The following is a 22295-nucleotide window of genomic DNA, read 5'->3' on the forward strand; positions in this document are numbered from 1 at the left end:
AACTGTTCAGAATGGCCGGCCTGGCGGGCCGCTCAAATCGAGTGGCTGAACCCTGACCCATTTGGACAGCAGGTATTTTTGCCCACGGAGGACGGGTGATCCGGCGTGAACCAGGCGCGAATCCGGTAACTCGTCTGCCCGCAAATTTCGGAACATGATCGCATCTCCCGTCGATCCACGAAAGGAGAGGTCAAGCTCAGGAAAGACAGTTTCGCCGCCGGTATAGCTATTGTTCAAGTAAATCAGGAACGTGATGAGGCGTTGATTGGACGTGCCTTTTGGAAGTGCATCCAGATGCAAGCGGTATTCCTGCTTCTCGCGATAATGTAAGATTTGAGTGGGCTCTGCCTGTTCCACCTGCGTCTTCGAGGCAAAGGCGATCCTCCGATTTATTGCGTGCAGAGCTGCCGTCTCTGCTACAAATGGAAACGAAGTGGCTTCCGACGAACGGATGGGATTTGCCACCATGTGACCAGTTTCAGGGTCAACAATCAGGGAAGGCTGAAGCGTGGGTTTGGCGAGATTGACCAGATGTTCGCACTCTTTTCTGCTTAAGAAGCTTCGGAAACAGTGTACCAGGCCTTCATTATCCAGTATCTCTGCCGAAGAAACAGATTGCGGTTCTCCCTCCGCATCCAATTGCATCTGTTTTATGATAGCTAATTCTTGTTCGTGCTTCGGATCAACAGCAAGGTAGCGAAGAACCTCGGGCCAATCTCTACGCCCTCCCGCGCCATTCATCAGAAGAGCCATGTATGCAGCGCGGGAAAATTCATCGCCAAGTGCGCCGGCGGAGCGGTAAGCTTCTCTTGCCAAAGTGAGATCGCGCCGGATGAGGGCTCCGGACATCCGCCAATCGCCTAAGATGCCGAATGCGAAGGCACTTCCCTTTCGGGCAGCTTCCTCGAGTGCACGATAAGCAACCGTGATGCCCCGCGACTGTGTGAGAGCTAGGGCATTTTGCGCGAGAGCGGATCGAGGATCATCGGTCATCTGTTGAGACCATCATCTTGCCATGAGTTTCAATTTTCATAACTTTAAGAAAAAAGGGCCGGATTGGCATCCGGCCCCTTCATCTTCTTATCGTCAGTACCAATCAGAACCCGGCACGGACACCAGCGTAAAAGGTACGACCTTTGATACGGTATATGCCGCTGCCACCACCGATACCGGTCAAACCCAGCGGCGGATTGGTGTCGAGGACATTGTCGACACCGAAGTCGAAGTCGAACTGATCATTTACCTCATATCCAACGCGAACATCGTGGTAGAAGGTTTCGGAGTACTTGCGAATGTCGGCATAGTCGGCATTCGCCGGCGGATCTCCGTTGACGCTATTGAAATCTTCGAATTCATTAAGGTACATCGGTCCGATATACCGCATCTCGTAGCCCAAGGTGAAGCGATTGAGCTTCAGGTCCACATTCCAGCGGAACTCATCCTGCGGGTCACCCAGTTCTTCAAGAACAACGTCCTCGAAGTCCGGGTCTGTTGGAGATTCGAAATTGCTGCGCTCGAAAAGATGCGTGTAAATAAACCGCGTGCTGATCGCATTATCTGCGCCGAAGGGTCGGCTATAAGCGGCCTCAAGATCAATCCCGCGGACCGTGCGAGCGGCAAAATTCACTCCACTCACTACCAGGTTCTGATCCAGGATCTGCCCCGGAACTTCATCATTGGGTCCGGTGCCTGGGCCGCGGAAACGATTGATCAATGCGCAGAACGGATTGTCCAATGAGGGAAGGTCGTAGCAGGTATCAACCAGCGTCTGAGCAGACACTGCGGTAATGACATCGTCCACGCTGATATCATAATAATCTGCAGTAAACGAGAAGCCGGGTAGAAAACGTGGCTGAAGGACTGCGCCAATAGTATAGGAATCCGAAGTTTCCTCAGTCAGGTTCGGGTTGCTGCCACTCAGGATTTCAAGCGAATATGTCGGCAATGCTACGAACTGGGGGTTGGTCAGCAAGTTCCCAAGATCTGCACGGCAATTTGCCGCACGATTTGGTGAGTTGTTGATGTTCTGTGGCAGACAGGGATCGGAGAAGCCCGGAGCAAAGTTCTGGGTAATCGGGAACGATGTTTCGGTCAGATTCGGTGCGCGAACCGAGCGGCCATATTGGGCCCGGAAACGAATGTCTCGAATTGGCGACCATTCGACACCGGCATTGTAGGCGTAAACGGTTCCGACTTCACCCTCATAATCGGATACGCGGCCCGATCCACTGACCGTCAGTTCATTGAAGAAGGGGCGGTCGGCCAGAAGCGGAAGACGAATTTCGCCGAACGCTTCTTTCACTTCGAAAGGATCGGGGGCAAAGGTCGGCAAGGCGTTGTAGAAGGTGCGTCCGGACTCAACGATCGGGTCAGCCTGATAGAACAGTTCCTCACGGCGATACTCCGCACCAACTGCAAAGCCGATCGGGCCGCCGGGAAGGTTGAAGAATCCGCTCGAATCTCCGGAAACGAAACCGCTGATGACGAGCTGCTCGAGCCTGGCATCGGATACGGTGTTTTCAAGGATGTAATCTGCTGCTGCGGCGTTGTTCGGAGCGCCAAACGGATTGTAGGGAACACAATTGGCGATGTCGTCGGCCAGAGCAGCTGCGTCGCCCTCGAGGCCGTATTCGACGGCTGCGGTCGGGTCGAACTGCGACCGGCAGCGAATCTGGCCTGTCGCCGGATCAATTCCGGAATCAAGAGCAAGCAGGAAACGCTGCGGAATGATGTTCCCGAGAATCGTCGTGCTTTCATCAACACGGCCATAGTTCGCCGAAACTTCATAGCTCCAGTCATCATTGAACTGACCGCGAACACCGCCCACGATCCTGTAAACGTCGCGTTCGGACGCTTCGTCCCTGTTGCCGAGGTCGGTCAGGGAACGAGCTATCGTGAAGCGATATGAGCCATCAGCGATAGCTGCCCTGTTAGCGTCTGTCAGGGGATTGCGGCGAACCAGGCTGGAGTTAAATCCCGATTCCAGGATTTCGCCTGCAATCAGGTTACGCGCTGCCGGATTGAGGAACGGGTTGTCGAGGCGGACCAATTCACGGCGGTCGCCGAACGTCACACCTTGAACGAAGGCCGGGCTGGACTGCTGGCCCTGTGTATTGATGCGCACATACTTTGCTTCGATGAACGGTTCGAATGCTTCTGCCAGCTCGAAGTGGGCAAGAAGGTTCGCGTTATAGCGTTCCTGCTGCGGGAAGACGCTCAGCAGTGTTCCTTCCCGACCCGTTTGGCCGTTACTGTTGATAATGCTGCCGATCGGACCGGTGCCCAGGCGAGTGCCCGTTTGCGGCACAAGCTGTCCGTCGCTGGTAAACAGAAAAGTGCAATTGAACGGAACGCTGTTAAGACCGGTTCCGCATTCGGGGCTGTTGGTGCCTCGGGTAATCGGCACGAGACCATTGAAAAAGATGCTCGCGGTGGAAATATTGCGGAAAAAGGCGCGGTCGGGGAACCCATCAGAACTGAGTGGGGACCCGTCAGGATTAGTTCCCGAATCCGTATCGATCGTCAGGAAACCGTCGTTTCGACGAAGAAATCCGACGTCGGACCCGTAAACACGTTCCTGATTGGCATATTCCCCATGCAAGGTAATGTTGCCGCGGCCGTCGGCAAAGTTCTGGCCTGCCAGCACCGAGATATACTGGCTGGGAAAAGTACCCTCTTCATTGACGCTGGCATGGCCGCGGAATTGCACGCCCTCATAATTATCGCGAAGAATGAAGTTAACCACGCCTGCAATTGCATCTGAGCCGTAAATCGCGGAATTGCCGCCGGTGACAACCTCGACGCGTTCGATCAGATCAGTCGGGATCGTGTTTACGTCAACCGATGTCCCGTTGGACAGGATGTCCGACGCCACATGCCGACGGCCATTGACCAAGGTCAGGGTCCGTGCCGTGCCGAGCCCGCGAAGATCGAGAAGATTAAGACCAGTAGTGCCAAGGAACCGGCCGGCATTGGCCTGACTGAAGCTGCTGCGCAGCTGCGGCAAATCGTTCAATGTATCGCCGACGCTTATCGAGCCCTGCTCGAAGAATTCTTCACCCGTGAGGATAGTCACCGGGACTTGCGCTTCAAGATTGGGCCGCGCGATTCGCGATCCGGTGACGACAATGGTATTCGGCTGTTCAGCAGCCGTATCCACATTGCTCAGCGTTTCTGCCGGGTCGCAGATGCCATTGTCGTTGAAGTCGGGGCAATCGACCGGCGGAGATGCAACAGCGGTATCCTGAGCGGAGGCAGGGGTTGCCAATGCCAGAGCGGCAAGGCCAGCGCCGGTGAACAGGGCGCCCTTCGCCGTGATGTTGAGATTCTTGATCATAATCTTCCATTTTCCCAAGGAAGCCGAGCGACCCGGCCCAGCGATAATCAACAAGTGAGGTCCGCGATAAGCGGGACCTAAGCTGCCGCAGAAATGCAGCAGCGCACTTCGTTACGCAATGCCGTTCGGCTGCGGTAAACGCTTGAGGGAAAAGCTGTGGCATCAGTGCAACAAGGCTGCAGCTCGGTGCATTTCTGCTGGAGAGTGCGCCCGCAGCAGGCCAGGCCAGGACGATTTCCGTAGGTGCAGATGACAGGTGGCAATTGGGCCGGACGTGCCGCGATTAATCCTGGGGCCAATCTGCCGGACGTAACCCTGCTTTTGGAAAGACGCTGGCGCGCGATACGAAACAACTCTCGAACAGACGGTTCGTGTACTTTTCTCAGGACGAAAAAAGGGGCGCAGTCCTGGAACTGCGCCCCTCTTATTGGCTCTATAATTCGGTGTCGCGGTTGCGATCAGAAGGTGATGCGACCCGTGACAGAGAACCGGCGGCCCAGCGGGTCGTAGGTCGAGGGGAAGGTGTTCCCGCTGTTGAACGATGTCGAACCGATGTTGCTGCCGACCACCGGAGGCTTGTTGTCGAACAGGTTGATGGCAGCGACCGTGAACTGGAAGTTCTCGAACACGTCGAAGCGCGCCGTCAGATCGAAATAATGCTCCGAGCTGATCGATTCAAATTCGTCCAGGAAGGGTGCTTGACCTTGCGGGTTGAAGTTCGATTCCTCGAGTTCAACACCGTCGATATAGCGCCAGAGAAGCGACAGATCCGCTCCGCCGAAGCCTAGCGTGGTACGCTGCGTGAACGAGAATTCGGGGATGATCGATCCGCAGTTCGAACCGAAGAAGCCCGCACATTCGAAGATGATGTTCGTATCATCGTCCTGAGCAGCGTCGAAGGTGTTCGAATTGGTCCAGTTACCCGCGAAATTCAGCCCGAGATCGGCGAAGCCGAGCTGCCGCTGATAATTGATGACCACGTCGATACCGTCGGTCTGGATACGGCCCTGGTTGGTGAGAACCAGAGGAATACCACGCGTGGTACCCACGTTTCCGAACAGATTACCCGTTGCCGGATTGCGGCGAATGGCCTGACAAGCAGGGTCGGCCGGGTCGCCGGTCGGGCTGGTCCGGAAATTGTCTCCGAAGCAGTTGGCGAACACGTTATCAACGGTCGGGTTCGTAATCGCGTTGGTGAGGTCGATATTGTAATAATCTACCGTCATCGACAGGCCGCGGAAGAAGTCCGGCTGGAATATCGCACCGACAGTCCAGGTGTTTGCATCTTCGGCGTCGAGATTTGGGTTGCCGCCGGTCGTGACGTTAACCTGACCTGCGGGATCGACGATGATCGAACCGATGCTCGATGCCGGTGCACCCTGGGCAAGGCAGACCGCGCGCAAGGCAGCATTGCCCGCAGGCGCTGCACCGACGCAGGGATCGGTATCGAAATTGTCGAGACCGGTGACCTGCGGGTCGAACAATTCACCGATATTCGGGGCGCGGGTCACCTTCTGATAATTACCGCGAATCTGCAGGCCGGGAAGGATCGTGGCGGTACCGCCGGCCTTCCAGGTGTATTCCGTACCCGTCGACGAATAATCCGAGATACGACCGCCGAGGAGGATGGTCGCTTCCTGCAGGAAGGTGTTTTCCAGCACCGGAATGGCCAGCTCGCCGAACACTTCGCGAACGTCATATTTACCGAAGGAGTCCGGCTGCGCTGCGCCGTTGCCAAGCACTTCGCCCGGAGTCTGCGTCAGCAGGTCCGAAGTCGTTCCGGCCGTGTATTTGCGGTATTCGACGCCGGCGACGACGCTGACGGGCGTGATGGCGGAGGGAACGGCAAAGCCGAAGTCGCCCGCGACGAAGCCCTGAACCTGCGTCAGGCTGGTTTCCGTCTTGGCCGAGTTGCCGACATCCAGGAAGTCCTGAACGGCAGGGGTAAGGCTGCCGAGCGGACCGAACAGGTTGATCGGAACGCAGCCGTTGGACGCATCGAGGCAGGTGTTGCGGTTGGTCGAGAAGACCGACTGCTGCAGGCGCGACAAGGTCCCGTTACCACTCTGGCGCGAATCGATCTCGCTTTCGCCATAGGCACCGAAGATTTCGTAATCCATGTTGGCAAGCAAATTGCCGCGGAAACCGCCCTTGTACTGGAAGAGCTGCGTTTCATATTCGTTGTTACGCGTGCCGAACTCGACGAAACGACGACCGTAATCGAGATCGACGGTCAGGAAATCGGGATCGTTCGGATCGGTTGCAGTCGCAGCCGCATCGCACTGCGCCTGGGAGAACAGGCGCTGGACGCCTGCAGTATCGCCATCCGTATCAAGACCGCAGATCTGGTTGCGGATCCCGGCATTCAGGAACGGATTGGACAGCGGCGTCGTCAGGACGTTGCGGAACGTACCCGACGGGGCGATGATCGTGCTGTTGGTGCTCTGGACAAACATCGCTTCGGTGAAGAATTCGACCGAGTCGAGCACTTCGTAGCGTGCCGAACCGTACATGCGGTACTGTTCGAGCGGCAGCTGGAAGACGTTGAACGGGTTGAAGTTGAAGGGGCGGTCGAAAGGCACGAGCGAATTGCCATCGGGCGATACCTGCAGCGTGCCGCCGGTGGTGCCCGGAACGGTGATGACGGTCGGAACGGCCGTGGACGAACCGCCGGCATTGCCGCTGATGGAACTGATGTTCTCGACGGAGAAGGCGCGGTCGCCCTGGAAGATGGTCTCGCGATCGGTGTAGCCGATGCTGAGAACGGCGTTGCCGCGGCCATCTTCGAAATTCGCACCGAGCGTCAGATCGATACGCTGCGTGCTGCCGTCACCTTCTTCGGTGAGCTGCTGCGTCGCGGAAAGATCGACGCCTTCGAAATCATCCTTGGTGATGAAGTTGACGACGCCGGAGATCGCGTCGGCACCATAGGTGGCGCTGGCGCCGCCGGTCAGCACATCGACGCGGCTCAGCAGAGCGACGGGGATAATGTCGATATTGGTGAGGCCGTTGAGATTGGCGGGAACCACGCGGGTGCCGTTCAGCAGGACGAGGTTGCGGTTGGGGCCGATCCCGCGCAGATCGACGAAGGTCGAACCGCCATTGCCATTGTTGACCTGTGCACCGATGCTGGGCGTGATGCCGGGCACTTCGCGCAGGAATTCGTCGGCGACGGTCGCCTGACGCAGGTTGATTTCCTCGGACGTCACGACCGAAACGGGGCTGGACTGTTCGAGATTGGGGTTGGTCAGGCGCGTGCCGGTGACGACGATGGTGTCGAGCGGCTGGGCAGGCGGCGTCGCTTCGTTTTCGTTGACGTTCTGCTCGCTGGGCTGGATCTGCGCCGAGGCAGGTGCGGCGAGAACCGTACTGATTGCGATCGTGGCAGCACCGGCTGCCAGGAATGTCGACTTCTTCATTGTTCTTTCCCTCTGTAACTGCGCCGTGAAGGCAAATCTGCATCACGGGCCTGTAACCCCGCCCGGTGAGTAGCGCGGAACGACGATGCACGCACCGCGATTCCCGTCAGATTCACCCGGATGCGGGGTTACTGGCCGAGGCGTCACTTCATTGGAAGCGGGAACCGTGTCCTGCCGCGAAATTGGTTCCCGGGTGTAACGCAGTTGCAACAGGTAGCGAGCGCAGAGGCCGGCCGACCTCCTGCGGGATCGAACCGCCGGCAGGCGCATCATTCAGGTGAGTAGCAGGTTGCAACCTGCTTGACCGGTAGCGGGGTGCTGGCTACGCCATGCGCCAAATTACGCCAAGAGGATGACCGAACATGACCACAGCCTATATCGTCGATGCCGTTCGCACCGCCGGGGGGCGCCGGGGCGGGCGACTTGCAGGGATTCATCCGGTCGATCTGGCGGCCCGGTCGCTCAACGCCATCGTCGAGCGCAGCGGGATCGATCCTGCCACGGTCGAGGACGTGATCATGGGCTGCGTCAGCCAGGCTGGCGAGCAGTCGATGCAGGTGGGGCGGAATGCCGTTCTCGCCTCGATGCTTCCCGAGAGCACGCCCGCCGTCACCATCGACCGGCAATGCGGTTCCAGCCAGCAGGCCATCCAGTTCGCGGCGCAGGCGGTGATGAGCGGCACGCAGGACGTCGTCATCGCCAGCGGCATCGAGAGCATGAGCCGCGTGCCGATGGGCTCCACCGCCACGCTGCATATGAAAGAGGGCATGGGGCATTACAAATCGCCGGGGCTTGAGCAGAAATATCCCGGCATCATGTGGTCGCAGTTCAAGGGCGCGGAAATGATCGCGGAGAAATACGGTTTCTCCAAGGACGATCTCGACCGCTTCGCCCTGCACAGCCATGAGAAGGCGATTGCCGCCACCCGCAGCGGTGCTTTCGATGCGGAGATAGTGCCTGTCGAGATCGAGACGCCCGACGGGACCGAAACGCACCGGATCGACGAAGGCATCCGCTTCGACGCGACGCTGGAAAGCATTGCGGCGGTGAAGAAGCTGTCGGAAGACGGGCGCCTGACCGCCGCCAGCAGCAGCCAGATCTGCGACGGTTCCAGCGCGGCGCTGATCGTGTCGGAGCGCGTGCTGAAGGAGCAGGGCCTGACGCCCATGGCGCGCATCCACAACATCACCGTGACGGCAGGCGACCCGGTCATCATGCTGGAGGAACCGCTGTTCGCGACCGATCGTGCCCTCGAGCGCGCCGGGATGAAGATCGAGGATATCGGCCTTTACGAAGTGAACGAGGCCTTCGCCCCGGTGCCGCTCGCCTGGCTGAAGCATGTCGGCGCAGATCCCGAACGCCTGAATATCCATGGTGGCGCCATTGCGCTGGGTCATCCGCTGGGCGCATCCGGTACGAAGCTGATGGCGACATTGCTGCATGCATTGAAGGCGAACGGCAAGAAATACGGGCTGCAGACGATGTGCGAAGGTGGCGGCGTCGCCAATGTCACCATCGTCGAGAGCCTGTGATCCGGACAGATAAGACAAACATCGAAACCAAAGAGGACAAGCCATGAAGATCGACAGCAATGTTTCCGCCATCGTCACCGGCGGCGCATCGGGCCTGGGTGCCGCCACGGCGAGGGCACTGGCCGCGCAAGGCGCGAAGGTCGCACTTTTCGACCTGCAGGAAGAGAAGGGTCAGGCGCTCGCCAGGGAAATCGGCGGGATCTTCTGCGAGGTCAATGTGACCGACGAAGCCAGCGTCGATGCAGGCTTTGCCAAGGCGCGCGAGGCGCATGGGCAGGAACGTGTGCTGGTGAACTGCGCCGGCACCGGCAATGCGATCAAGACCGCGCGCCGCAACAAGGAAGATGGGTCGATCAGCCACTTCCCCCTTGATGCGTTCAACTTCATCATCCAGATCAACCTTGTCGGCACTTTCCGCTGCATCGCCAAAGCGGCGGCCGGGATGATGACGCTCGATCCGATGGAAGACGGCGAACGCGGGGCCATTGTCAACACCGCTTCGGTCGCGGCGGAAGATGGCCAGATCGGCCAGGCCGCCTATTCCGCGTCGAAGGGCGGCGTGGTCGGCATGACCCTGCCGATCGCCCGCGACCTGATGAGCGAGGGCATCAGGGTGAATACGATCCTGCCCGGCATCTTCAACACGCCGCTGATGAATGCCGCACCGCCGCAGGTGAAGGATGCACTCGCGCAGTCGGTTCCCTTCCCCAAGCGGCTCGGCAATGCGGAGGAATATGCCCACCTTGCCATGACGATGATCGAGAATGGCTATTTCAACGGCGAGGATGTCCGCCTCGACGGTGCGATCCGCATGGCGCCGCGCTGATCCGACCGACATCGAACTGGAGGTAGAGGCGATGGGCTATTCGCAGATCCGTTACGAACGGCGGGGGAAGCTGGCGATCCTGACGCTGGACCGACCCGAAAAGCTCAACGCCTATACCAGGCACATGATGGGTGAGATCACGGCGGCGCTCGACGAAAGCGACGCTGACGATGCGGTGAGGGCGGTGATTTTTACCGGTTCGGGCGACCGGGCCTTCTGCGCCGGTGCCGATCTGTCCCCGGCAGACGGTAATGCGCCGTTCGCGAGCGCGGCAGAGGTGGCGGATCTTGCCGACGAACGGGTGCGCGACGGCGGAGGCAGGCTGACCCTCCGCCTTTTCCGGTCCAAGAAGCCGCTGATCGCCGCGTGTAACGGCGTGGCGGTCGGGGTCGGTGCCACCATGCAATTGCCGATGGACTTTCGCCTTGCATCGGAGAACGCCCGTTTCGGCTTCGTCTTCGCAAGGCGGGGCATCGTGCCCGAAGCGGCGTCCAGCTGGTTTCTGCCGCGGCTGGTGGGTATCAGCCGGGCGATGGAATGGTGCATGACAGGCCGTATATTCGGCGCGCAGGAAGCGCTGGAACACGGGCTGGTCCGTTCCGTCCATGCACCCGGCGAATTGATGGAAGCTGCCTGCGAACTGGCAAGCGAGATCGCCGACAATACCTCCGCCGTATCGATTGCGATGACGCGGGCCATGCTCTGGCGGCTGTCCGCACAGCCGCACCCGATGATGGCGCACCGGATCGACAGCCGCGCCATCTATCGTCTGTCGCGCAGCGGAGACGCGCGGGAAGGTGTCGCCAGCTTCCTCGAAAAGCGAGAGGCGGATTTCAGGGATAGCGTGTCGACGGACATGCCCGACTTCTATCCCTGGTGGGATGAGCCCGGGTATGAGTAACGCCTGGCATATCGGGGTCATCGGCGGGTCGGGGCTCTACGATGCCGATCTGCTGCAAGATGCGCAGCAGATTACTGTCCAGTCGCCTTTCGGCGACCCATCAGGGCCGGTCACGACAGGCTTTCTGGGCAATGTGCGCTTCACCTTCCTCTCGCGGCATGGCGCAGGCCACAGGCTGACGCCCGATGCCGTCAATTACCGCGCCAATATCGACGTCCTGAAGCGGTGCGGCGTAACCGACGTTCTCGCCATATCCGCCGTGGGCTCCCTGCGCGAAGCGATGGCGCCGGGCGATGTGGTCGCGGTGGATCAGTTCATCGACCGCACGGCAGGGCGCGAACGCAGCTTCTTCGGACCCGGCTGCGTCGCTCATGTCGGGCTGGCCGACCCGGTCTGCGACCGTTTCGCTACTTTGGCGGGCGATGCTGCCGAGGCGGCCGGCGCGAAGCTGCACCGCGGCGGCACCTATGTCGCAATAGAAGGGCCGCAATTTTCCACCCGCGCCGAAAGCCGGATGTTCCGGGACTGGGGCGGCGATATCATCGGCATGACCGGGATGCCGGAGGCGCGACTCGCCCGCGAGGCGGAGCTGCCCTACGCGCTGCTCGGCATGGTGACGGATTACGACAGCTGGCGCGACGGCGAGGCCGGCGTCGAAGCGCCCGATATCTTGGCGGTGCTGAGCGCCAATGCCGCAAGGGGCATGGACACGCTGCGCGCCCTGGCCGACCTGCTGCCGCAGGACCGGTCGCCGGCCCCGGCCGATACGGCACTGGAACATGCCATCATCACGACGCCCGATAAACGGGATGCGAGGCTGGTGGCGCGGCTCGATGCCGTTGCTGGCCGGGTGCTTGGCTAGGACGGTCTCGCCAACGAGGCGCGCGCCCTCAATCCACCTCCGCCCCCGGACCTAAACGCACCTTCACGCGCGTCTTGCCAAGTGAACAGGTTTCGTTAGAAACCATTTTCATGGAAGCGTCCGAAAACCCAAACAAAGTTCCGCGCCTTGGCCTGGCGGAATTCCTTCCCTATCAGCTTTCCACCGCCGCCAATGCGGTCAGCGACCGCATAGCCGAGGCCTACCGAAGCCGCTTTGGGCTGAAAGTCACCGAATGGCGGGTCATGGCCGTGCTCGGCGATGCCGGCAAGCTGACGCAGCGTGAACTGACGGCGCTGATCCGCATGGACAAGGTGGCGGTCAACCGTGCCTGCAAGCAGTTGGAAAGTCGCAGATTGCTGACCCGCGCACCGAACCCGCGCGATGGCCGATCGCATCATCTGGTGCTTACGGGCGAGGGCAAGGCGATGCATTCGCGCATCATGCCGCTGGCCCGTGCGATCGAGCGCCGCCTGTTCGAACCCTTTGACGAGGCGGAGCAGGCGGTGCTGCGCGAATTACTGGAAAGAATGCGCGAACAGGCGGAACGGATCGGCCCCGGTGCCGATTACGACGCCGGAGCCTGACCCTTGTGCTGCCCTGATCCCGATCCGATCCGCCTGATTTCTTCTGCTCCGGCCTAGCCGCCGCCGCTGCCCGGCTGGGCGGCGAAAGCATCGCTGATGGAGCAGGCGGCGGGGCCGAGAATGACGATGAACAACACCGGCAGGATGAACAGGATCAGCGGCACCGTCATGATGGCGGGCAGTCGCGCGGCCTTTTCTTCCGCCCGCATCATGCGTTCGTTGCGGAATTCGGCCGAGAGCACCCGCAGAGCAGACGCCAGCGGCGTGCCGTATTTTTCGGTCTGGACCATGGTGGTCACCACGCCCTTCACCGACTCCAGGTCGACACGATAGGCCAGATTGTTGAAGGCCTGCTTGCGTTCGGTCAGGAAGGAAAGCTCGATGGCGGTGAGGGCGAATTCGTCCCCCAGTTCGGGATAGGCCCGCCCCAGTTCCTTGGCGACGCGGTTGAATGCGGCATCGACCGTCAGGCCCGCTTCCGCGCAGATCACCAGCAGATCGAGCGCATCCGGCAGGCCCTTGCGGATTTCCAACGTCCGCTTGCCCGCCTTGTTCTTCAGGAACAGTTCCGGACCCTTGTAGCCGGCCAGAACCATGGCGGCGAAAGCTGCGAAGCGTTTGAAGTCGCTCCAGTCGGCGAACATGTCGGAGACATAGAAGAGCATCAGGCCGATGAAACCGAGGATTACCGGCGCGATCAGCCGGGCACCGATGACCAGAACGGCCAGTTCCTTGTTGCGATAGCCGGCATGCGCCAGCTTCTGCTGGATCACGTCGACCTGGCTTTGCTGCAGGACTTTCATGCCCGTCAGCGTGCCCTTGACCCGTTCGGTCTTGTCGCTCCTGCGGACCAGGCTGGTGCGTTTTCGGCTGGTGCTGTTGACGATGCCCGCCTTCAGTTCCTCGCGCCGCGAATTCAGCGCCTTCACTCGCTTGGCCATCGGATCCTTCACGGTCACGGCGGCATAGATCGCCAGCATCACCGCCATGGCCGCCACCCCTGCAAGGAGGGTTCCGACCATGATGACATCGACACCGAGAAGGGTCGGACCGTCTGAACTGTTGAACATTGGCTGGATCCCGTCTTCAGATTTCGAAGCTGACCATCTTGGCCATGATGAATGCGCCGATGGACATCCAGACGAGGCCGCCCATGCCGGCCACGATCAGTCGGTCCTCCTCGAAGAAGCCGGCAAGATAATCCGGATTGATCCACCAGATCATGATGAAAACCATGAAGGGCAGCGCGCCGACGATGTAGGCCGAGGCCTTGGATTCCGAACTCATCGCCTTGATCTTCAGCTTCATCTGCGCGCGTTTCCGCAGGACATCGGCGAGGTTCGACAGGGTTTCGGCCAGGTTGCCGCCCGTTTCGCGCTGGATGGCAAGGGTAATGCAGAAGAAGTTGAATTCCGCGATGCCGAGCCTGTCGGCTGTTTCCTGAAGCGATTCCTCCATCGTCCGGCCGATCTTGATCCGCTCGGTAATGCCCTTGAATTCCTGCCCCACGGGGCCGGGCAGTTCCTGTGCGACGACGCTCAGCGTCTCTGTCACCGGCAAACCCGAACGCAGGCCGCGCACCAGCAGTTCGATGGCATCGGGAAACTTGCTGTTGAAGCCGTTGGTGCGCTTCTTGATGAAGAAGTTCACCACCATATGCGGCAGGCCAAGCCCGACCACCGCGCCGACACCCAGCGACAGGGCGGCGGAGCCCGAACGCAGGAACAGAATGACAGATACCACCAGCGCCAGACCGAGCGACGCATAAAGATAGTTCTGCACCGTCCATCCCTTGCCCGTGCGGTCCAGCCGCATGGCGAGCGCCTCGGCCTTGCTGGCCGACCCGGCGATGCGGTGCATCTTGGGCTTGCGCGCCGCGATGGCTTTCTTCAGCTGCGATTCGACCTTCGTGTCCGTGCTTTCGGAATGGCGATAACGGACGGCCTGCAGCCGGCGCTGGCTTTCCCTGGATGCGGAAGGGCCGGCCAGCAGCACATAGCCGATGGCCAGGATTGCCATCAGTCCGCCGCTTACCAGCAGGAGCTGGATGATGGTCATGCTGTCGTTCCGCCTTTCATTGTCGCCAGGCCCCGACGCCAGCCTCGGGCCGGCGTCGGGGGTGATGCGGGCGGCGGCAAACAGGACCCGCCGCCCGCAAACCTCGTATCTATCCCGCGATCTTTTCGGCTGCGGGCTTCCTGTCCTTCTTCGCCAGCAGCGACTTCAGGTCGAAGCTGGAAAGCAGACTCTTCTTTTCGGGCTCGCCCACCTCTGCATCCTCGTCGCTGGCGCCGATTATGCGGTCCGCCACCTGACGGATGACGCCGGCTGCCTTGCTGCTGCGGTTCGCATCCAAGAAGGTCTGCCCCAGCTTCGCCGCATTGGTCGCGGCCTTGAGGTCATAGGGGATATGGAAGTCGATCTTGCGTTCGATACTGGCCTCGAAATCCGATTTGCTGATTTCCGTGACGCCCGACTGCACCTTGTTTGCAACGATCAGCGGATGGGCGTGGCTGGCGTTGGTCTTCAGCCATGACAGGATGCGAATAGTGTCGCGGGCCGAGGCCAGCGTCATGTCCGTCATCAGCGCCACCACGTTCACATCGCTCAGCAGATGCGGGAAATTGATCAGCATGTTGCGCGGCAGGTCGATCACCGTCATTTCGAACGCGTGGCGGAATTCCTCCTCCAGCTGCACGAAGGCGGACCCATCGGTCATCAGCGGAGCGCTGATCGGCGCCTCTGCCGACAGGATGGCGAGATTGTCGTTGGCCCTGATCATCGCCCTTTCGATGAACAATCCGTCGATACGGCTTGGATTGTCGATCGCATCGGTCAATCCGCGGCCTGGTTCAAGGTCGAGCGCCAGCGCCCCGGTGCCGAAATGCACGTCGAGATCGAGGAGGGCGGTCGGCAGTTTCTGGTCCGCGCTGAATGTCCAGGCCAGCGATGTCGCCAGCATGGAGGCGCCGACCCCGCCGCGCGTGCCGACGACGGCCGTGGAGATATGGCGTTTGCCCGCATCGGGATCGGATGCCTTGGGCGCGTTGAACACCGCCTGCGCGCCGTTCAGCGCATCGCGCAGCTGGCCGGCCGACAGGGGTTTCAGCAGGTAATCGTGAATGCCGCTGGCGAGCAGGTCGCGGTAGAGCCGCACGTCGTTGACCTGGCCCATGGCGATGACGATCGTGCCGGGTTCGCAGACTTCCGCCAGCGAATTGATATCGTTCAGCGGGTCGCCGCTTTCCGAAAGGTCGACCATCAGGATGTTCGGGCTGGCGCTGACCGACAGGGACTGGACCGCGTTCCGCAGCCCGCCCTTGTTGCATTTTTCAGGCTGCCAGCCCATTTCGATGACGACCGGGCGCAGGGCGTCCAATGCGTTCTCGTCGCAGATATAGGCGGCGAAAGGGTCGCGATTGGCGGGCAGGCCGGCTTTCCAGGGAGCATTCATGGTCAATTCCCTCCTGCACCGCTCGCGCTGCTGCTCTTGTTAAGGCCGCCTTCGCCGGTGGGGGCCTGATCGCGGTAGCTGCTGATCGCCTTGGTGGAAGTGTGGATTACCGTTTCGCCCGTGCCGGTCTGACCTGCGATCAGATCTTCCGGATTGGCGACCATGCTGGCAAGATTGGTGTTGATGGCGCAGCCGTAACCCGGGTGCGTACCATTGTTGTAATTGGCGTCGGACTTGACCTCCCAGTCGGGGCACCCCGGAACCGAGGCGGTCGAGCGGGTGATGATCACGCGCGTCTGCCCCGGATCGACGTAACCGGCCGTGACCGGAGCACCTTCGCTGATCAGGATGCCGCGCCGCCCGGCCAGTTCGGCAATGGCATTGCGTGTTGCCTGGCTCTGCATCGGATCGTCGATCGAGATCCTGTCGCCATAGCGCAGGTTCATGGCATCGAACCAGCCGGCCAGCCGCCTCTGTTCATTCACTGGCAACCCGCCGGGGCCGGTGTACACGTCCAGCGTGTAATTGGTGCGTTCGACCACCGGCTGCTTTACCGAATAGAGGCTGCGATTGTCGGGCATTCCCCCGCAGGCAGCGAGGCCGAGACTTGCCGTGAGGGCCAGGGCCGCCATGGCGAGACGCCGTCCGCGGCCGTCGCCGGAACCGGTGCCTGATCTGGTGTCGGATAGGATCATCGTCATTCACCTCTACTCAATTGAAGCTGAAGCCCGGGGCGGGGGCAGGCCCGGCCTCGGCCGTGCGGTTGCCCTTGCGCCTGCGTTCGGCGCGGCGGCTGGATCTGTCCGTACCGCTCTGGGCCGGGACAAGGGCGGCGGGATCGACGCTGCTCACTGCCGGTCCTGCCGGCACTTCGCTTTCCCGCGCCGTCGGCATCGGGCGGCTGGCGCCGCTCACCCCGTCGTTTTCCCTGAACCCCAGCAGGCGCTGTGCATCATTGGCTGCGCGGAAGCCGTCCGTCGGCAGGGCGATGTCACTCGCATTCACGGGGTTTACCAGATAGGGGGTGACGACGATGACGAGTTCGGTTTCGCCCCTGCGGTAATCGGTGGAGCGGAACAGATTGCCGAGGATCGGCACATCGCCAAGACCGGGCGCCTTCTCGATGGTGTTCTGACTGTTGTTGCTCATTAGGCCGGCGATCATGAAGCTCTGGCCCGAGCCGAGCTCGACCGTGGTTTCCGCCCGCCTGATCGTCAGCCCCGGTACCTGGAAGCCGTTCAGCGTGACCGCGCCCTGGTTCGACAGTTCCGACACTTCGGGCGCCACGCGGATCGAAATGCGCCCATTGGCGAGAACCGTGGGCGTGTAGGCCAGGCTGACACCATATTTCCGGTATTCGATTGCCGTCGTGCCCAGGCCCTGGCTGATGGGGATGGGGAATTCGCCGCCGGCAAGGAAATCTGCCGTTTCGCCGGAAAGCGCGGTGAGGTTGGGCTGCGAGAGGGTGGTGACCAGGCCCACGCGTTCGGCAAGGTCGAAAGCGGCAGCAACGTCCAGCCCGAACAATTCACCGGCAAGGCTGATCGCCGTCTTCTCGGGCGAAGCGCGCTTGGTAGTGATCGCCTTGCCGCCCGTGACGAACTTGCCGGTCTGCGGGTCGAAAGGCAGGTCGAGGCTTCCCGGCGGCAGGCCATACAGGCTGGACGCATCGACCAGCGGGAGGTCGGAAACATCGATATTGCCAATCGTGCCGAAATCCCGGCCGCGGCCGACGCCGAACATGAAGCCGCCGGTGTTGTCGCGGGTCTGCAGATTGGCACCGATTTCACGGACGAGAGACCGGCTGACTTCGGCGAAGCGAACCTGCAGATTGACCTGCAGCGGCGTCGCCATCTTCAAGCGGGTGATGACATTCGCATCATCCCCCAGGAAAGCCTGGACCAGCCGTTCGGCCTCGGCCACGTCTTCGGGCGCGGCCACGGTTCCGGTCAGCAGAACGGTGTTGTTGCCCATGGTCGCCACGGAAATCCTGGCTTCGGGCATGGCCAGGCCGAGCATCTGGTCGACGCTGTCGATGTTCGATCCGACGCGGATATTCGCGGCCCAGATCACATCGCCGCCGGCATTGCTGGCGTAGATCGTGGTCTCGCCGCCGTTCTTGCCGAAGACATAGAGCTGGTTGCGCGATTTCACCTGCACATCGGCAATGTCCTCATTCGCGACGAAAACGTCGGCCATGGTGCCCGACACGGTCACCAGCTCGCCCCGGCCGATGGACAGGACGATATCCTGCGACGGGCGGACGACCGACTGGGCCTGAGCGACCGGTGCGGTCAGCGCCGCGAGCGGAGCGAAGGCGATACCGGCCACGATGGCCCGCGGCAGCAATTTGGCGGTAAGGCGGCGTTTCATCGTCGTGCCCCTGTTGATGGCGGCATAGGTGGCGGCTGGCCTGGCGGCCCCTGCCTTCTTGCGGCGGAGTTTCATCGCGGTGCGGTTCATGTCACCTGGTTCCGACCGGTACTTCTGTGGTTTCCTTGCCCCGCGTCACGCGGACCGTCGGTCCGGTGTGGACCGGGGCCGATCCGGCCCTTGACGAGACTTGCGTCGGAACGCCCATGGACGGCGCGGCAATCGTCACCGGCTCGGGCCGGGAACTGGTCATCGCGGGCATCGACCGGCGCTGGAAGCGCGAGACATCGCCGCCGGTCACGAAAGTCGCCGCCTTGTCGCTGGGCCGGGACATGGCCGAGCGCAGCAGGCGTTCCTCTTCTTCGGGCGTGGCGTTGTCGGGGATGTTCACGACGCCTTCGGCAATCGCCCGTTCCAGATCGCTCTGGCTGTCGGCGATGGAGCGGAGCGACAGGCTGAGCGTGCCGATGGTCTGTGCCACCGCCACCTTCTCGGCGATCTTGGGCGTGACTTCCAGCGTGACCGTGCGGAAGGCGCGGACGACGGTCTTGCCCTCGACCGTTTCCTGCGTGGTGGACTGGTCGGTCGCGAGAACGCGAAGATTGCTGAGGATCGTCTCCGAGGTCTTGAGGTCGGTACCCTCGTTGCCCTTGACGGTCTGTGTCAGCACCAGATCGACCCGGTCGCCCGGAAAGACGAAGCCGCCGACGCCGGTCTTGGCGGAAACCGGGACGGTCACGGCGCGCATGCCGGGGCCGAGAGCCGCTGCAAGGAAGCCGCGATCGCCGGGAGCGACGAGCGAGCCCTGCGTTACCGGTTCGCCGGCAGTGATGGGGTGGCGCACGACCGTACCCAGCAGCTTTGCCATATCTGCCTCACCGTCGATGAAATAGGCGTCCTGCACCAGACCTTCGGGCCATTGCTGGAAACCGACGGCATCGGCCGTGACGATGGTGCCGACGGGCAGACCCCGCTGGGCAACCAGGACCTTGGGCCCGACGGGTACTGCGACCGCTTCCGCCTGCGGGGCGCTGGCCCCTGCAAAAATGCTCCGCGCTGCGACAGCCGTAGCGACCGCGATGATCAGCGCCCCCAGCAGCAATACCAGCTTCTTCCTGTCCATGGCTTATCAAGCCCCCTGTTTCTGACCGGCAATCGTTTCCGGCCATCTTGGTTTTCATCACTAACGGTCGAATGGTTAAGAACGGGTTCACCCAAGCAGCGCGTCGGTGGAAACCGTTGAATTCTGAACGTTCGGCGCCGCCGCAGGCAGATAATGCGTTCCCAGTACCCAGATGCCGGCGGCGGCGATCGCAACGCCGTAGGGTATCTGAAGGCGATCCTTCTGCCGCCGGGCGACATGCCATGCCCCGACAACCAGCGTCAGGACGCCGCCCACCAGCGCCATGATGATCAGCAGCTTCATGAACCAGGATGGTTCGATCCACAGGGCCAGGGCCGTCAGCAGCTTGACGTCGCCGCCGCCCATCATCCGCATCGCGAACAGGGCGACCAGCACGGCAAAGGCGGCGGCGGCGATGCCGATCTGGATGGCGACGCCCGGCCACAGCGAAAGACCGCTTGCCCACCAGTAAAGCGGAGCGCCCAGCGCAATGCCTGCATTCAGGCGGTTATCGATCTGCCGCCAGCGAATGTCGGTGAAGGCAGCGATCAGCAGCGCAATTGCCAAGCCGGCGAGCAGGCCGTATTGAAGATATTCGCTAAGCACGTGACCCCCCACGGTCGCCTCGATGAGGGCTGTGCTACAGGTCAGTGCTTACCAATTAGTAACCAAGGACAGGCCGGGGGGGCGTTTCAAGGGCCGGGAGAACGCCATTAGCCAGATGGATCAGATGAAGGCCGGGCCAGCGGGGCCGAAGCACGCGGTACTGCCGATAGACCGCCGCGCCATTCCTCGCCATGCGGCAGAGGATGTGTGGATTGCGGCGGACGGGCATCGCATTCGCCGCATCGACTGGCTGCCTGAGCCGCCGAAGGAAAGCTGCCCGCGCGGGTCGATCCTGTTCCTTCCCGGGCGCGGCGATCATTACGAAAAAAATCTGGAATCCCTGGAGGATTGGTATCGCGCCGGCTGGAATGTAACGGCTATGGACTGGCGCGGGCAGGCAGGATCGGGCCGGCTGGGGATCGATCCGGTGACCGGCCATATCGAGGATTTTTCGGTGTGGATCGACGATCTGGCTGCGTTCTGGCGCGAATGGGCTGGTCGCAATCCCGCTCCTCACGTCCTGATCGGCCATTCCATGGGCGGGCATCTGGCGCTTCGCGCAGTGGCGGAAGGGCGGGTGGACCCCGATGCTCTGGTGTTGTCCGCTCCGATGCTGGGGTTTACCGGCAGCGCCGCGCCCGATGGGCTGATGCATCTGGCCGCGCGCATGATGGCAGCCCTCGGCAATCCCGCGCGGCCAGCCTGGAAGTGGAGCGAAAAGCCGGGCGAGATGCCCGCCAGCCGTGAAAAACTGCTGACTCATGACCGGGAGCGCTATGCGGACGAGGCCTGGTGGCGCAAGCACCGGCCGGAACTCGTCATGGGGCCGGGTAGCTGGCGCTGGGTCGAGCGGGCCTACCGTTCCATGCGCGATCTCGCCGCTCCTGGTGTGCTCGAAGAAATCGGTATTCCCGTGCTGATCGTCGCCACCGACAATGACCGGCTGGTCGGGTGGAAGGCGATAAGGTCAGCCGCGCGCCGATTGCCGCATGGCGAATTGCTTCGCTTCGGCGCAGAGGCACGGCATGAAATCCTGCGGGAGGTGGACGAGGTGCGAAACCGTGCCATGGCGCGCATCGATGAGTTCCTGGCCCGCATATCGACCGGTCGGCGCGGGCAGGCCGACGAGGAAGCGGCTTGAGCGACAGGTTCAATTTCGCGATTGTCGGCGCGGGAATGGCAGGCGCGAGCCTCGCCGCTGAACTGGCACCCTTTGCCCGCGTCGTGGTGCTGGAGGCGGAAGACCAGCCCGGCTATCACGCGACCGGCCGTTCCGCTGCCTTCTGGGAAGAATGTTATGGCGGGCCGCAGATATTGCCGCTCACCACCGCGTCGGGCGCCTATCTTCGCGACAATGGATTCCTGCATGAACGCGGCGCATTATACATCGGCCGCGACAGAGACGCAGCATTGATCGGCAGCTTCGTGGATCGCTTCGCCGCCACCGATGCCACGCTGGAACGTCTGGAGATACCTGCACTTCGCGCGATGGTTCCGGGGCTGAAGGCCGAGTGGACCCTGGGCCTCTTGCAGCCCTTCTGCGCCGATATCGACGTGGCGGGGCTGCACCAGCATTATCTGAAAATCGCGCGGGAGGCAGGGGCCGTGTTCCGCCACGCGCAGCGTATCGCATCCATCGAGAGCGATGCTCGGGGCTGGCGGCTTTCCTCGTTTCGCGGGATGCACGTTCTTGCCGATACCGTCGTCAATGCCGCCGGGGCATGGGCCGACGAACTGGCCAGGATGGCAGGTATCGGGCCGCTGGGGATCACGCCGCTGCGCCGCACCGTGGCGCAGCTGCGACTTTCGCCCGAACCCTCACCGCGAATGCCGCTGGTGCTCGACATCGCCGGCCGTTTCTATTTCAAACCCGAGCATGGCCGCCTCTGGCTCAGCCCGCATGACGAGACGCCGAGTGCCCCCGTCGATGCGGCGGCGGAGGAGTGGGACGTGGCGCTGGCGATCGACCGGCTGGGGTCCGTCACTGATTGGCAGGTGGAGGCGGTGGAGCGCAGATGGGCCGGTTTGCGCAGCTTCGCCCCCGATCGGCTGCCGGTCTATGGCCGCGACCCCCGCTGCCCCGGCTTTGCATGGTTTGCAGGGCAGGGCGGCTTCGGCATCCAGACGGCACCCGCGGCCGCGAGACTGATGGCGCGCCATTTGCTCGGGGAGCGGACGGAAAATGCGTCATGCGCGGAGCGAAACGGCATTTCGCCCTCGCAGGCCGAAGCCTACGCGCCCGACAGGCTTATCTGACG

17 protein-coding genes are annotated in these 22295 nt (G+C 61.8%); 7 read left to right on the plus strand and 10 right to left on the minus strand.

Annotated elements, in window-relative coordinates:
* Positions 1-6: 6 nt before the first annotated feature.
* From HG250_RS11750 to HG250_RS11760, 3 genes are all read right to left on the minus strand, one after another.
* Positions 7-993, minus strand: a complete 987-nt coding sequence (locus HG250_RS11750; RefSeq protein WP_170005528.1) for a 2OG-Fe(II) oxygenase — start codon at positions 991-993, stop codon at positions 7-9.
* A 103-nt stretch (positions 994-1096) separates the two neighbouring features.
* A complete protein-coding gene (locus HG250_RS11755) occupies positions 1097-4336 on the minus strand; it encodes a TonB-dependent receptor domain-containing protein (protein WP_170005529.1) in 3240 nt (1079 codons plus the stop codon).
* Between the two features lie 458 nt (positions 4337-4794).
* Entirely contained in the window at positions 4795-7755 is a 2961-nt protein-coding gene (locus HG250_RS11760) for a TonB-dependent receptor domain-containing protein (RefSeq protein WP_170005530.1), read from the minus strand.
* Positions 7756-8117: 362 nt separating this feature from the next.
* Between HG250_RS11760 and HG250_RS11765 the strand changes: the two genes are divergently transcribed.
* The 5 genes from HG250_RS11765 to HG250_RS11785 all read left to right on the plus strand — a co-directional run bounded on the left by HG250_RS11765 (position 8118) and on the right by HG250_RS11785 (position 12481).
* On the plus strand, positions 8118-9287 hold the full coding sequence (locus HG250_RS11765; protein ID WP_170005531.1) for an acetyl-CoA C-acetyltransferase: 1170 nt from the start codon (positions 8118-8120) through the stop codon (positions 9285-9287).
* 43 nt (positions 9288-9330) lie between these two features.
* Entirely contained in the window at positions 9331-10113 is a 783-nt protein-coding gene (locus HG250_RS11770) for an SDR family NAD(P)-dependent oxidoreductase (protein ID WP_170005532.1), read from the plus strand.
* 31 nt (positions 10114-10144) lie between these two features.
* On the plus strand, positions 10145-11014 hold the full coding sequence (locus HG250_RS11775) for a crotonase/enoyl-CoA hydratase family protein (protein WP_170005605.1): 870 nt from the start codon (positions 10145-10147) through the stop codon (positions 11012-11014).
* Positions 11007-11876, plus strand: a complete 870-nt coding sequence (locus HG250_RS11780; RefSeq protein WP_170005533.1) for a phosphorylase family protein — start codon at positions 11007-11009, stop codon at positions 11874-11876. Before HG250_RS11775 ends, HG250_RS11780 begins: the two co-directional genes overlap by 8 nt.
* Positions 11877-11986: 110 nt before the next feature.
* The gene (locus HG250_RS11785; RefSeq protein ID WP_170005534.1) at positions 11987-12481 is read left to right on the plus strand and encodes a MarR family winged helix-turn-helix transcriptional regulator; all 495 of its coding nucleotides are present in this window, start codon (positions 11987-11989) and stop codon (positions 12479-12481) included.
* A gap of 53 nt (positions 12482-12534) precedes the next feature.
* On the opposite strand, the gene HG250_RS11790 is transcribed toward HG250_RS11785, so the two are convergent.
* The 7 genes from HG250_RS11790 to HG250_RS11820 all read right to left on the minus strand — a co-directional run bounded on the left by HG250_RS11790 (position 12535) and on the right by HG250_RS11820 (position 20037).
* Positions 12535-13551, minus strand: a complete 1017-nt coding sequence (locus HG250_RS11790; RefSeq protein WP_170005535.1) for a type II secretion system F family protein — start codon at positions 13549-13551, stop codon at positions 12535-12537.
* 16 nt (positions 13552-13567) lie between these two features.
* Positions 13568-14539 (minus strand): type II secretion system F family protein, encoded by a 972-nt coding sequence (locus HG250_RS11795; RefSeq protein WP_170005536.1) that lies wholly within the window; start codon positions 14537-14539, stop codon positions 13568-13570.
* A gap of 109 nt (positions 14540-14648) precedes the next feature.
* Complete coding sequence (locus HG250_RS11800) at positions 14649-15935, minus strand: pilus assembly protein CpaE (protein ID WP_170005537.1); 1287 nt, start codon at positions 15933-15935, stop codon at positions 14649-14651.
* A gap of 2 nt (positions 15936-15937) precedes the next feature.
* A complete protein-coding gene (locus HG250_RS11805) occupies positions 15938-16630 on the minus strand; it encodes a CpaD family pilus assembly protein (protein WP_240957104.1) in 693 nt (230 codons plus the stop codon).
* Between the two features lie 16 nt (positions 16631-16646).
* Positions 16647-18308 carry a type II and III secretion system protein family protein gene (locus HG250_RS11810; protein WP_170005607.1) on the minus strand — a complete coding sequence of 554 codons (1662 nt, stop codon included), beginning with the start codon at positions 18306-18308 and terminating at the stop codon, positions 16647-16649.
* A 91-nt stretch (positions 18309-18399) separates the two neighbouring features.
* Complete coding sequence (gene cpaB, locus HG250_RS11815) at positions 18400-19431, minus strand: Flp pilus assembly protein CpaB (RefSeq protein ID WP_170005538.1); 1032 nt, start codon at positions 19429-19431, stop codon at positions 18400-18402.
* 87 nt (positions 19432-19518) lie between these two features.
* Positions 19519-20037 carry a prepilin peptidase gene (locus tag HG250_RS11820; RefSeq protein WP_170005539.1) on the minus strand — a complete coding sequence of 173 codons (519 nt, stop codon included), beginning with the start codon at positions 20035-20037 and terminating at the stop codon, positions 19519-19521.
* A gap of 115 nt (positions 20038-20152) precedes the next feature.
* On the opposite strand from HG250_RS11820, the gene HG250_RS11825 reads away from it, so the two are divergent.
* A complete protein-coding gene (locus HG250_RS11825; RefSeq protein WP_240957105.1) occupies positions 20153-21178 on the plus strand; it encodes an alpha/beta fold hydrolase in 1026 nt (341 codons plus the stop codon).
* A complete protein-coding gene (locus tag HG250_RS11830) occupies positions 21175-22293 on the plus strand; it encodes an NAD(P)/FAD-dependent oxidoreductase (protein WP_170005540.1) in 1119 nt (372 codons plus the stop codon). Before HG250_RS11825 ends, HG250_RS11830 begins: the two co-directional genes overlap by 4 nt.
* Positions 22294-22295 lie beyond the last annotated feature (2 nt).

This window comes from Pseudopontixanthobacter vadosimaris (genome assembly GCF_012979275.1).
Lineage (GTDB): Bacteria > Pseudomonadota > Alphaproteobacteria > Sphingomonadales > Sphingomonadaceae > Pseudopontixanthobacter > Pseudopontixanthobacter vadosimaris.